This window comes from Hahella sp. KA22 (genome assembly GCF_004135205.1).
Classification (GTDB): domain Bacteria; phylum Pseudomonadota; class Gammaproteobacteria; order Pseudomonadales; family Oleiphilaceae; genus Hahella.
This window is the reverse complement of sequence record NZ_CP035490.1, coordinates 6768324-6781560: the sequence shown is the minus strand read 5'-3', so window position 1 is coordinate 6781560 and position 13237 is coordinate 6768324. Positions and strand designations below refer to the sequence as shown.

Annotated in this window: 11 protein-coding genes; 4 read left to right on the top strand and 7 right to left on the bottom strand. The window is 56.3% G+C overall.

All coding sequences use genetic code 11. From position 1 onward, the window contains the following. Window positions 1-51: 51 nt before the first annotated feature. On the top strand, window positions 52-945 hold the full coding sequence (locus EUZ85_RS30155; protein ID WP_127973781.1) for a M23 family metallopeptidase: 894 nt from the start codon (window positions 52-54) through the stop codon (window positions 943-945). Between the two features lie 418 nt (window positions 946-1363). Next, complete coding sequence (locus EUZ85_RS32085) at window positions 1364-1471, top strand: PEP-CTERM sorting domain-containing protein (RefSeq protein ID WP_127973780.1); 108 nt, start codon at window positions 1364-1366, stop codon at window positions 1469-1471. Window positions 1472-1586: 115 nt separating this feature from the next. Here EUZ85_RS32085 and EUZ85_RS30145 read toward each other — a convergent pair whose 3' ends face one another. The 6 genes from EUZ85_RS30145 to EUZ85_RS30120 form a co-directional block, all read right to left on the bottom strand. Continuing rightward, a complete protein-coding gene (locus tag EUZ85_RS30145) occupies window positions 1587-3212 on the bottom strand; it encodes a methyl-accepting chemotaxis protein (protein ID WP_127973779.1) in 1626 nt (541 codons plus the stop codon). 162 nt (window positions 3213-3374) lie between these two features. Further along, window positions 3375-6047, bottom strand: a complete 2673-nt coding sequence (locus tag EUZ85_RS30140) for a response regulator (protein ID WP_127973778.1) — start codon at window positions 6045-6047, stop codon at window positions 3375-3377. Between the two features lie 327 nt (window positions 6048-6374). Further along, window positions 6375-6845, bottom strand: coding sequence for a hypothetical protein (locus EUZ85_RS30135; RefSeq protein WP_127973777.1), 471 nt, complete (start codon window positions 6843-6845; stop codon window positions 6375-6377). A gap of 120 nt (window positions 6846-6965) precedes the next feature. Further along, complete coding sequence (locus EUZ85_RS30130) at window positions 6966-7535, bottom strand: DUF924 family protein (protein WP_127973776.1); 570 nt, start codon at window positions 7533-7535, stop codon at window positions 6966-6968. Continuing rightward, a complete protein-coding gene (locus tag EUZ85_RS30125; RefSeq protein ID WP_127973775.1) occupies window positions 7528-7785 on the bottom strand; it encodes a hypothetical protein in 258 nt (85 codons plus the stop codon). The genes EUZ85_RS30130 and EUZ85_RS30125 overlap by 8 nt, the downstream gene beginning before the upstream one ends. Window positions 7786-7883: 98 nt before the next feature. Beyond that, window positions 7884-8672, bottom strand: coding sequence for an SDR family oxidoreductase (locus EUZ85_RS30120; RefSeq protein ID WP_127973774.1), 789 nt, complete (start codon window positions 8670-8672; stop codon window positions 7884-7886). 133 nt (window positions 8673-8805) lie between these two features. On the opposite strand from EUZ85_RS30120, the gene EUZ85_RS30115 reads away from it, so the two are divergent. Then, the gene (locus EUZ85_RS30115) at window positions 8806-9705 is read left to right on the top strand and encodes a LysR family transcriptional regulator (protein WP_127973773.1); all 900 of its coding nucleotides are present in this window, start codon (window positions 8806-8808) and stop codon (window positions 9703-9705) included. 208 nt (window positions 9706-9913) lie between these two features. Beyond that, window positions 9914-11887 carry a choline BCCT transporter BetT gene (locus tag EUZ85_RS30110; protein WP_127973772.1) on the top strand — a complete coding sequence of 658 codons (1974 nt, stop codon included), beginning with the start codon at window positions 9914-9916 and terminating at the stop codon, window positions 11885-11887. 26 nt (window positions 11888-11913) lie between these two features. On the opposite strand, the gene EUZ85_RS30105 is transcribed toward EUZ85_RS30110, so the two are convergent. Further along, window positions 11914-13215, bottom strand: coding sequence for an amidohydrolase (locus tag EUZ85_RS30105; protein WP_127973771.1), 1302 nt, complete (start codon window positions 13213-13215; stop codon window positions 11914-11916). Between the last annotated feature and the right edge of the window lie 22 nt (window positions 13216-13237).

Sequence of the window (13237 nt, the reverse complement as noted above, 5' to 3'; positions counted from 1 at the left end):
CACAAGCTGTCATGTGTTCAGAAGCAGTTATCTACCCGGAGTCCCGCACCTTTGAAATTCCTTCGTTACTTTTCCCTGGCGGCAGCCTGTCTGTGCGCTTTTTCCAGTGCGGCGCAGACCGTCTATAAGTATCAGGACGCCAGCGGCCGTTGGCATTTCACCGATAAGGCGCCGCAACAGGGTAAGCATGAACAGGTGAAACTGACCTCTTCCCGCGACTCCCAGGACAAGCCTGTTATTACTTCCAGAGTGGAAGATAACGTCACGATTCTGACAGCCACGAATCCGTGGCGTGGTCCCGTGCAGTTCCTGTTGCAGGTGCGGGACAAGGGCGAGTATAAGCGGGACAGTATTTTGGTGGAGGCTGAGGCTACCCGCTATTTCAAGATTCAGGGCCAGGTGGATTACCAGTATTACTATATCCCCGGCGATCCCGAGGCCAAACCCGATTACAACGCCATATACTCTCCTCCGTTCGCCGGTGGCGAATCCTATGTGATTTCCCAGGGCTTCAACGGTCAGTTTTCGCATACGGAAGAACCCAACACCTATGCCGTGGATATCGCCATGCCAGTCGGCAGCTACATTCACGCCGCCCGGGGCGGGGTGGTGATGGCGGTGGAGGAGAATTACAGCATCGGCAGCGCCGCTTTCGCCTATTTTCTGGATAAAGCCAACTTCGTCATGATTCTGCATGACGACGGCACTACAGGCATGTATGCGCATATTTTACAGGGGAGTCTACAGGTGCGTCCCGGTGACCGGGTGGAGCGCGGTCAGGCGCTGGCGCGCTCCGGCAGCACCGGCTTCTCTACCGGGCCGCATTTGCATTTTGTCGTGCGTAGAAATGTCGGACTGGATTTGCAGTCGCTACGCTTTCACATGCAGGACTCTGCGGGAAATGACTATCCCATTAGGGAGAGGACTCGTATGGTTGGCTGGTAGAGGCCTAATCCCTGTCGAGATAAATGACGCCTCAATATTGATACAACCTGAGAGTGGACGCCAAGCGTCCATTTTTTTTACGCGTATTTCGGGCATAGGACAAAAGGCTGTCAACAAGCTGGCTTTGTCTATGGGGCTAGGCCGATAGGCTTACGCTGTTGTCTGGCGCAGCGGAGGGGGAGAAGACAAATTCAAGTGAAAAAGTGATTTAAAGCTGACCAATCGGCTACCTCTAGTCAGCAATTTTTACAGTTAATGGCTCATCCGCGACTTTTTTTCTCGAAATTCTCATGTGACGTAGTTCAACTTTCTTTTTACTGTATTCAACTAATTGATATTTAATGTTTTTTTATTTTGTGGCCTCAGGTGTGCAATATAAGGGGCAATAGTGTTATACAGACAGTTGGGAGAATGAAGTATGCCTCCGATAGTAACTGTTCCCGAGCCCGCGACGTTGGCTCTTTATGGTATAGCGCTCTTGGCGATCATCCTCTACAGAGGCATGAAATCCAAGAAACACGGTTAAATTCATTGGCGGTGAATACCCCTCTTAGCGTTATGTTAAGAGGGTTTTTTTTGCCCTGAAGAAAGTACGCGGCAAACCTTCCCTGGTTTATGTATTCAATTCACGTGAGACCAGACTAGCGGCGCAGGCGAGACGAAAGCTCTGACGCGCGATCGGCGAGATGGCTCAGTCGACCGATTTTATCTTTGGCGGATGTCGCATTACGTGCGGATTCGTCAGTCAATTCCGACACTTCCTCCAGATTCTTGGCGATATCCTCAGAGACTGACAACTGCTCGTCAGACGCGGTAGCCACTTCCGTATTCAAAGCGTTCACTTTGGCGATGGCTTCGCTGATGGAAGAGAGCTTTTCTGATGCGCTGGCGAAATAGCCACTGCATTCGTCAGTGATGCGATTACTGGCCTCCATCACAGACACTGTGTTTTTGGCGCCGTTTTGCACGCTGTCGATGATGGACTCGATTTCCGCCGTGGAGTTCTGGGTTTTCTGCGCCAGGGAGCGCACTTCGTCCGCCACTACCGCGAAGCCGCGGCCTTGCTCACCCGCCCGGGCCGCTTCAATGGCGGCGTTCAATGCGAGCAGATTGGTTTGTTCGGCGATGCCGCGAATCACATTTAACACTGTGCCCACATTTTTGGTGTCTTCAGCCAGCTTCTTCACGGTATCCGAGCTGCTCGACACCTGCTGTGACAGGCGTTTGATGGCGTCGTTGGCGCGCTTCATCGCCTCCATACCGTCTTTGGCTGCGATATCAGTCTCATGGGCCACTTCCGCTGCGTTACTGGCGTTCTGGGCGACTTGCTGAGAGGCGGCGGTCATCTCCTGCATGGCGGTGGCGACATGAATAGTGCGGCCGTTGGAGTCCTGTGAACAGTTAACGATATCGTCAGCAGCGCGGGTAATGATAGTGATGTTTTCGCCGAGGTCTTCCGCTGTTTTGTCCATGGCGGTGGCGAAATCGTCGAGAAACTTCTGTAGTTCGGAGGCGGAATTCGACAGTCGCCCCAGTTCATCCTGGCGGTCGGAAGAGAAGTCATGGCCCATCTCGCCGTGGCTGAGCTTGCTGATCTTATCAATGATGTTGCGGGTAGGGCGCACGATACGCACGTTAATCAGGGATAGCACAATGATGGCCGACGCCAGGGTGACGGCGGCCAGAACGATGCTCCAGAAAGTGAAGCTGCTGCTGAATTCGTGGTGGGCGCGGGTGTAAGACTCGGTGACGTGCGCCTTGAGACTGTCCGCCAGGTCCTGCAATAGTTTGGTGGGCTCTCTGTCGATGCCGGAGACCGCATTGTCGCCAGCCTGTGGATCGAAGTTCGCCTTTTTGAACTCCGCCAGACCCTCGCGATAGGCCTGTCCCATAATCTTATGGCGATTGATAAACTGGTCCAGCGTCGACTTCATGGTTTCTTCCGGCAGCAGCGGGCGGATGGCGGCGACCTTTTCCTGCACTTTGGCTTCCGTCTCTACGAAGCGGTCCCAGTACTTTTTCAGATTGTCCGGATTACCGCCGCGCAGCAACACGTTCTTCCATTCCTGCACTTGAATTTTAAACAGCGCTACGGACTCATTCGCTTCCTGCAGAAGATCTCCATTTCTGGCCAGGGACATTTCCAGTTCGCTGATGCGGCGCTCATTGGATACGGCGCTGAAAATACCTGCGGCCAGCGTCAGCAGTCCGCTTAACACGACGACGGCTAACAGCTGATTAAACAAACTTCGGGATAACCATTGCATGATTGACTCCGGAACGGATCGGAACGAAGAGTGGTATGTATCTATAAAGTAATAGCATATAAGAGGATTTTTGCTATTTACGGCGGGATGTCGCACGTTTGTTGCAGTTTTATGACAAAACGCTGGACGTTGGCGGGAGAGCGAATGAATTTTGAGCTGGCGTCAGGCCTGGGGAGCAGTGACTGTACAATGTCCGAGTAGCTCCTGCAGGAGCTGATCGAGCTGATTTCGGTCCAGAGGTTTGCCGAGATAGCCTTGCGCGCCGGACTCCATGTAAGTGGCGATATCGGCAGGCTCAGTGTTGCCGGAAATGATATAAACCGGTTGCGTGTATCCCTGGGCGCGCAAGGCGCGTAGCGCCTCCAGACCATCCATGACCGGCATTTGGATGTCCATCAGGATCAGGTCGAAACTTTCCGCCAGCGCCGCCTCCAGCGCTTCCTGGCCGTTCTCGACGGTCACCACGGTCAAAGCGGGACCAATGCGCTCGATCTGACGTTTGAACAGCAAGCGGTTGACGTCATTGTCCTCCGCTACAAGGATACGTCCGGTAAGGTCTTCCGGCACGGTTGGCAGGTAAAGCCGCAGTTTTTGATAGAAATGCAGGCGGTCGACTGGTTTAGCGATGAAGTCGATAAAACCCAACTGCCGGTATTCATCCAATTGATGACGCATGACGTTGGCGGTCAGTGCGATCACTGGCGGCGTCTGGCTGAGTTCCCGTAAATGTTGAATGGCTTCATCGCCACCCATCTCCGGCATTTGGATATCCAATAGAATCAGATCGAAACGAGACGCGGACGCCGCTTCCACCGCTTGTTTGCCGTTGCTCGCCAGTGTGACGCTGAGGCCGGCTTCCACTAAGAAGCGATGAAACAGCGTCTGGTTGTCGAGGTTGTCTTCCGCCAGCAGCACTTTGCCGCGCAAACGGGGAGCGCTCCAGGCGGCGCCGTTCAGCTCCAGGCGCTGCCGGGCTTTCTCGAACTCCTCCAGGCTGTTTATCCATGGCGTCTGGCTCAGGTCGCCGGCGTTGATGGTGACGCTGAAGCGACTGCCTTCGCCTTGGGAGCTGTCCACCGTCAATTCGCCGCCGAGCATGTGGGCTAATTGTCTGGAAATATAGAGTCCCAGTCCGGTGCCGCCGTACTGGCGAGTGGTGGAGCTGTCCGCCTGCACGAAGGGTTCGAAGATTTTCTTAAGTTCGCCCGGACCCAGTCCGATACCGGTGTCAGTGACGGTGAAGCGCAGCAGGTTGGCGTTCTTTTCATAACTGACGCCGAAGTGAATGCTCCCCTTGTGAGTGAACTTGGTGGCGTTGGCGCCCAGGTTGAACAAGATCTGTTTGAGGCGTGTGGGGTCCGATTCGAAGTGAGCGGGTAGCGGCAATTTCGGCGTGATGTCCAGGGTCAGGCCTTTTTCGTGCGCGCGCATGCCGATGTGAGAGCGCAGATCTTCAATCAGGTTCGGCAACGAGATCTGCATATGCTCGATTTCAATCTTTTCCGCCTCGATTTTCGACAAGTCGAGAATGTCATTGATGATGGTGAGCAAATGGCGGCCGCTGCGCACGATGATATCGATAAACTGGTTACGCTCCTCGCGGCTCAGGTTGCTCTCCCGCAGCGACTCCGAGTAGCCGAGAATCGCTGTCATAGGCGTGCGTATCTCGTGACTCATATTGGCGAGGAAACGACTTTTGGCGGCTTCCGACACCTCCGCCGCGCGTTGGGCGTTGAGCGCCTGTTCTTTGGCCTGCCGGGCCTGCTCGAAAAGCTGGGCGTTGCGCACCGCGGTGCCGACCTGCACCAGATATTCGGCGATGGATTCGATGGCGGCGGCGTCCAGATCCAGAGGTTGGACGTAATTGACGAAGCCGAAGCCGCCAATGACTTTGTTATCTACATGCAGAGGGAAATAGGCGATGGAAATAGGTGCGCGAAAATCGTAGAGACGTTTGTCCACTTTTGAGGTTGTAGCGTCAGGGGGAGGCACCCGGGGAATAAATAGCGGCTCGTCTTGCACCAAAGGGCGGACAAAGATGCTGTTCTCATCTTCCGGCAGGAAAAAAGTGAACCCCTCCGACTGCTTGACCTCTTGCGCCGTCAGCGCATCGCCATAGCTTTTCACCAGCACCAGACGCTCCAGATTGTCTTCGAACAGCGTGATGTAAACCTGTTCGAACGGCTGGATACGGCGTAAAGCCTGCATGACCCTGCCCATGATCAGGTCCAGTTCGAGGTGGGTGTTGACCGCGTGGGCCAGAGAGCTGATGTCGATCAGCGACTCTTTCTGCTCCAGCAGGCGCAGCTTGGTTTGATTCAGTTTGAGGTTGATGCGATGCAGCAGCATGCCCAGGCTCATGGTGTAGCCGAACAGGCCGGCGGAGGCGATCAGGGTGGGCGTCAACTCCAGGCTGGGACGGAAATAAAAATCAGTGATCAACCCTGTCAGCAGCGCGCCGGTGACATTGGCGACAATGCCTTTAAAAAAGAATATAGCGCCGTCGGCGGCCAGATTGGTCATCCAGGCTCCGCAGATAAAAGCCAGTGTGATCAGGGGATTGAATCCCCACAGCGCAACACAGGCCCCATAGGCGAAGGAGTCGACCAGGATGTTATCCAGTTCTTGCTTCTTGGACTCGGAAAAAAAATACGCCAGATGGGGGTAGATCAGCGTGTGCAGGACAATCAGCCCCCACATCAGCGGGTGGCCGGAGAATTTGAATATCGCGATGTGCAGGCACAAAACGATCATGCAGGCGATAACGCGCAACACATAACCATTGCGCACCTGGGTCGATTTCTGTGCGGACGGTAACTCGGCTTTCCTTTTCACTACTCACACGCGCGGTTGTGGTTTTTCGCCACGCCAGTTCTGGCGCAGCAGTGGCGACGCCGAAAAGCTGACAGACCTAATTATAGCAAAGGCTGTCCTGCGCTCGGCCCCCGTCGACGCTGGCGATCAGCTGCAAGCGTCTAACGCCCCAATGGGCGAATGAGCCTGACGCTTGATTCGCTACAGCATTTCCATACACGACTGTGCTGGTTAGTCTAGTTGACCGGAGGGCCTATGGATATTGTCCATCTGGCACTGCGGAAAGTACGGACTCTCCGCGGCGCCTTCATTGCTAATCGCGGTGGCGGTTACGCAACGGCGACGCGCCTACTTCATGGAGGGGCGTGAAGCCAGGCTGTTGTGAGTAACTTGGGCGGCGGTCAGCAGCAGAATGACTGCGATAGTGCCTGTGAGGGCTTGTTGCCACAGGTCCGGCGTCTGCAGGATTTCCGGCAGCAACAGGGCGGGAGTGACGATCACCGCCAATAGAATGCCCACCAGCTTAAGCAGGGTGCGACTGACGCAGATGGTGCTCAGTCGTAACAAGGAAGCTTCAGCGTTGCGCTCACTCTCTTGCGGACTGACTTCGTCGTCCAGTGCGCTCAATGATTCAATCACCCATTCGCGACCCAGACGATGGCCCAGGAACATCAACAGAAGGGGGCAGATGGCGATCATCAGTCCGCCTTTCACCAGATCGTTGTGCATGACATGGCTGCCTTCGATCATGATCAAAGCGGATAAAAAAACGGTGGAGCACTGAATGACGAGCAACAGCTTGGCGGGGGAAAGACGCATTGTGTACCGACCCTCTGCAGTGTTGTGGCGATAATCCGTGATGCTAATTAATGCTTCGGTCAATTTCAGTTGTTCTTTCTTAGCGGACGGTAACGGTTTGCAACCTGCGAAGGGGGGCGGTCATCCGGCGAATCCACCGGCGTCGAGAAAAAATTGCTCTGTTTGGGTGGTGACGCGTCCCAGCATGGCGTTGCGATGAGGAAAGCGGCCGAAGCGCTGGATGATGTTGCGGTGGCTGCGGGCGTGCGCGGTGTAGTCAGCGCCTAATTGCGCATTAAGACGCCCTGACAGATGCTGATCTTCTTCATGCTCGGAGTGTGCGAAGGGAAGATAAAAGAACAACCGCAACGCAGGATCGATCTGTTTGTCGAAACCCTGCGTTAGCGCTGTCTTTGCGAACAGCAGCGCCAGCGCATCGGTGGCGTACATGTGCGCGCTGCCGCGGAAGGCGTTACGTGGGAACTGGTCCAACAGTATCAACAACGCCAGCGCGCCATCCGGCGATTGCGCCCAGTGGTCCAGCTCTCTTTTGGCGGCCCGCATATGCAATTTAAGAAACCGGTCGCGAAAGATGTCGTCAAAGGCGGGGTCTTTCGCGAACCAGCGTTGCGGGCCGGCGTCTGACCAAAAAGTGATAACTTCGGCGATTGTCTGCGCAGAATATGTTGTCGGCGCATTCAGGTTAGCCACGGGAAAATCTCCACCAACAAAACAGAGCGACAGCGGAGGGAATGGCGAAGATGAGCAGGAATATCGGGGCTTCTTCCATAATGGAATAGCCGGCGTGGGAAACGCCAATCCACATATTGATGGCGGCCGCGACTGCCCAGACAGGGATGAAGATCAGCGCCGCCAAGGCCAATGCGCCGAAATAGCGTCCAAGTATCAGACAGATCGCCAACAGGGAGAGTCCGCCGAAGATCACAAGAAGTGTGTGCATGGTTATGGTTCCGCTATTAGTTGATTAAGAAGGCAATCAGGACGGCTCCAGCCCCGGTGGCGGAATCGCGCCGCCGCCGGGGCCTGCAGAAAGGCGGGCTACTTCGTGGTGTAACCGCCATTGGCCAGAATGGTTTGCCCGGTGATCCACCAACCTTCCGTCACCAGATAGCGCACCAGTGTGACAATGTCCTGGGGATCGGTCAGACCAGTGCGGGTGAAGGGGCTCAAGGCGGCCGCCGTCTGGTTATAGTGAGCAGACTCCTGCGTCTCCTGGCCATAAAAGAAAGGCGTTTCCATTGGACCCGGCGCTACCGCTGTGACGGAAATGCCGCGCTCGCCCAGCTCTTTGGCTGCTGCGCGAGTGAAGTGCTCCACGGGCGCCTTACTGCCGGCGTAAATAGAGTAGTAGCCTGTAAATGCGCCCAGCAGAGACGTCACGATTGTGCACAACTTGCCGTCGTCACTAAGCTTTTTCCCAGCTTCCTGCATGAAGAAAAATGCGGCTTTGGCATTGATGGCGAAGATCTTGTCATAGTCAGACTCGCTGATTTCCGGTAACGGCTTCTTGATGACCATGCCAGTGGTGTTCACCGCCACGTCGATGTGGCCAAAGGCTTCTACGGCGGCGTCGAACAGGCGGGCTACTTCAGATACCTGTGTCAGATCTCCCTGAATCATCAGCGCCTGAGCGCCAGCGGCCTTGACTGCCGCGAGCGTTTCTTCCGCCGCCTGGCGGGTGGCGTCGCTGTTGTAGTGAATCACAACAGCGCTGGCGCCAGCCTCAGCAAAGTGGCGAGACAACAAACCGCCTAGGTTTTTGGCGCCGCCGCCGACGAGGACGACTTTATCTTTGAGAGTGTGCGAGGTAAGGGATTGCGTGCTCATGTCATGCTCCTCTGTAAGTGAGTGGATCAGACGAACGCCTGACCTGATTGCATTCTATCTGTGCGGTTGTTTCGCATAATGGCTGCGCTGCTGCATAATCTGTCCATGAATTGCGAATAATAGAGGGGCGAATATGGATAGAATCGACGCATTGCAGGTGTTCGCCCGGGTGGCGGAAACCGGCAGCTTTACCCGGGCGGCGGACTTGTGTGAGCTGCCTCGCTCCACGGTCTCTTCCGTGGTGCAGAAGCTGGAGGCCAGCCTCGGCGCCCGTCTGCTGCATCGCACTACTCGTCGCGTCAGCCTGACGCATGATGGCGCGGCGCTGTTGGAGCGCTGCTGTCATTTGCTGACGGAAATCGAAGAGATTGAAAGCATGTTCCGCGAGCCCGGGGCGAAGGTGAGCGGGAAACTGAAAGTGGATGTTCCCAGTCGTTTTGGTTCCCGGGTGATTGCGCCGGCGTTGCCGGACTTCTTTGAGCGCTATCCGGATATTGAGCTGGAGCTGGGAGCGACGGATCGCACTATCGACCTGATTCAGGAAGGCGTCGACTGCGTGGTGCGAGTGGGCGATCCCGGCTCCGCCAGTCTGGTGGCCAAACCGTTTGGAAAAATGGAATTCGTAAACTGCGCCAGCCCTGCCTATATAGCGCGTTACGGCGCGCCGCAGACCCCGGATGATTTGCGCGCGCACCGGGCGGTCAGGTTCGCCTCACCCAATACCGGACGTGCTGAGCCCTGGGAATATATGCAGGATGGTGAGCTGCATTATGTGGAAATGCGCAGCTGGGTGACGGTGAACAATGCGGAGACTTATGTGGCCTGCGCCCTGGCGGGAATGGGGCTGTTGCAGGCCCCGGCATATGACGTGAGACACCTGTTAGCCTCCGGGGAACTGGTGGAAGTGCTGCCGCAGGCCAGAGCGGAAGCCATGCAGATTTACGCGATGTATCCTCATCGACGGCAACTGTCCCGGCGGGTGCGCGTCTTCATTGATTGGGTGGGCGAACTGGTCAAGATGGTCTGCGTCTGAGCATCGGCGCGCCCGATGAGGTATACTAGGCAGGCTAAAGCGCCTGTTTAGGCACGCGTAATTGGTTGTTGAACAACCTGTCTAAATGATCGCGGGGGTCGTTGGAGATTACTCTGACGCACTGCGATTGCTAGGTAACTCTAAGGCGCGCCGGATGCGCATCCTGCGACCTTATCGAATCAAATGCACGACGACTTAAGGACACATTATGAATGGGAGCCCGAAAGCGCGTTTAAATCCCCCTGTCTTTTTTACCTCCTCTGGACTGATTGTATTGTTGGTGGCCTTTGCGGCGCTCTTTCCTGAGAAAGCCAGCGAGTTGTTCACTGAGCTGCAGGCGACCATTGTCGCCAACGCCAGTTGGTTTTACGTGCTGACAGTGGCGATCATTTTGATCACTGTCTGCTTTCTCGGGTTGTCTCGTTATGGCGAGATCAAACTGGGCCCGGATCATTCCACGCCGGATTATTCCTACATCACCTGGTTCGCCATGTTGTTTTCCGCCGGTATGGGCATTGGCCTGATGTTCTTCGGCGTGGCGGAGCCGGTGATGCACTTCCTGTCGCCGCCGGTTGGCGATGGCGGTACCGTACAGGCGGCGCGTGAGGCCATGAAAATCACCTTTTTCCACTGGGGCCTGCACGCCTGGGCGATCTACGCCATCGTGGCGCTGATCCTGGCGTTTTTCAGTTATCGTCACGGTTTGCCACTGACGTTGCGTTCCGCGCTGTATCCATTGATCGGCGAGAGGATTTACGGCCCTATCGGTCATGCGGTGGATATTTTCGCTGTCATCGGCACCCTGTTCGGCGTCGCCACCTCCCTGGGGTACGGCGTGCTGCAGGTGAACTCCGGCTTGAATCACCTCTTTGACATACCTGTCGGTCTGACGACCCAGGTTATCTTGATCGTTTTCGTAACGTTTCTGGCGATACTGTCCGTCACCACAGGTCTTGATAAAGGCATTCGACGCCTGTCCGAATTGAACATGGCGCTGGCGGTGCTTCTGCTGGTCTTCGTGTTGCTGGCGGGCCCGACTGTGTTCCTGTTGCAGGCGTTTGTGCAGAACCTGGGCTCTTATGCTTCCGATATCGTTCGCAACACTTTTAATTTGTTCGCCTATGAGAAAACCGATTGGATCGGCGGCTGGACCATTCTGTACTGGGGGTGGTGGATGTCCTGGGCGCCGTTCGTGGGTCTGTTTATCGCGCGGGTATCCCGTGGACGCACCATTCGCGAATTCGCCATGGGCGTGTTGTTCGTGCCGACTGGCTTTACCCTGATGTGGATGACCTTTTTCGGCAACACTGCGATTAACATGATCCTGAATGAGGGCCTGACTTCGTTGGGAGATACCGTATCCAGCGACGTCACCATTGCCTTGTTCGCCTTCCTGGAGCAATTCCCGTTCTCCGGCGTGCTGTCGCTGCTGGCGACGGTGATGGTGATCGTGTTCTTTGTGACTTCTTCTGACTCCGGCTCCATGGTAGTGGACATGCTCTGCTCCAACGGTCGCGACGATACTCCCATGTGGCAGCGGGTATACTGGGCTGGCGGCGAAGGCGTTGTCGCCGCCGTATTGCTGGCCGCCGGCGGCCTCGGTGCGCTGCAGACCATGACTATCGCCAGTGCGCTGCCATTCGCCGTCGTTTTGCTGATCGCTACCTATGGCTTGATCAAAGCCCTGCGCATCGACGCATTCAAACGGGACAGTCTACAGCTCAATGTGCAGCCGGCTGCGCCTATGGTGCATGACGAAAACTGGCGCGATCGCTTATCCAACATTGTCGATTATCCGGACAAAGATAACGTCAGCCGTTTTCTGGGAACTATCGCCAAACCCGCTTGCGAGTCGGTGTGCAAAGAGCTGCGGGAACATGAGCTGGATGCGCATGTGGAAGAGGACCGAGAGCGTCATCGGGTGCGACTGACGGTGATGTTGGGCAATGAGGTGGACTTCGTTTACGAGGTGCGCAGTCGTTCTCATGTGAAGCCGAATTTCATCCACCCGGAGGAGTCCATTGAAGAGGCCCCGGAAGAGGAGCGCTACTACCGCGCTGAAGTGCATTTGCGCGAAGGCGGGCAGGACTATGATGTGATGGGCTGGAGCAAAGTCGCGGTGATCAACGACATCATCGACCAGTACCACAAGCACATGCACTTCCTGCATTTGCTGCGCTAATCGCCGCCTCTGCGCCGACGGCGAGGTTACTTCACTTCGCCGTCGGCCACCATGCGATAGAATATCTCCACACCCCAGGGCAATAAGCGCTCGTCAAAATCGAAAGCGCCGCTGTGGTGGCCGTCTCCGACTGGACATCCCAATATCAGGTGGGTGGCCAGTCCCCCCTGATCCCGCACTTGCCGCACCATATAGCCGGCGTCTTCACTGGCCGGAACCAGATAAGGCCGTTGCAGCAACTCCTCAGGCAGCCCCAATTCGCGGGCGATTGTCTCCGCCTTCGCCGCCAGTTCCGGACTATTAGGCCACCCCGAAAATTCGGCGAAGGTGGTTTTTTCATATTCCACGCCATTCATCATCGCCGCGCCGCCTAACACTTGTTCCGCCTGCTGCGCCATGTAATCAGCCACATCGTTGTTGGCGCCGCGCACTTCATATCGGAAGCGCACATCGTCAGCGATGACATTGTGGGCGTTGGCGGAATGAAAACGTCCGACGTTGATGCGTGATAAGCCTCCGCTGTGTCGGGGCAGGGCGTACAGTCCCTGCACCGCCTGACAGGCGGCCAATAAGGCGTTACGTCCATCCTGCGGCGCGTTGCCAGCATGACTGGCGCGCCCCCGGAATTGGACGTCGTAGATTTTGGCGCAGATCCAGGTGGCGTCGCAGATGATCTGGTAGGCGTCAACAATGCCCAGATGCAAGGTCATGAAGCGTTCGACTTCACGCAACTGCGGCAGGTCCGCAAAGACGACTCCGCCTCCGCCGACTTCCTCTGCGGGCTGGAAAAACAAATGAACGCGCCCGCGCCATTGCTCACGCGTGGCGGCGAGGCGCTGCGCGAGTCCCAGTCCGATGGTGAGATGCCCGTCATGACCGCAGGCGTGCATGACGCCAGGGTTGTCTGAGGCGAACCCCTTTGCGGCGGGAGGATGCGAAGAATCGCGGCTTTCCTCAATGGGTAGGGCGTCGATATCAAAACGGAATCCCCACACTGGGCCCGGGCGTCCACTGTCCAGTGTCGCGCAAAGACCGGTGAGATTGCCGGCCATTGCGGCGAGGTGCGAATCGTTCCTGCCCAGAGCGGCTTCCGCACGGGCGTAAGCCTGCCGGGTGACCTCCGCTTCAGGAGGATTGGATGGCTTGCGTTCGCCATATAGCGCCTTGCCGTAAAGCACGTCGAAGCCAAGCTCAGACAGCTCGGCGCACAGTCGCGCGCTGGTGCGAAACTCAGTCCAGGACAACTCAGGTTCGCGATGAAAACTCTGTCGTATGGCGCTTAACGTTGACTGCTGCGCTGCATCGGGAAAATCGGGGAAGCCGCTCATAGGGTCCTCATTAGCAATAGAT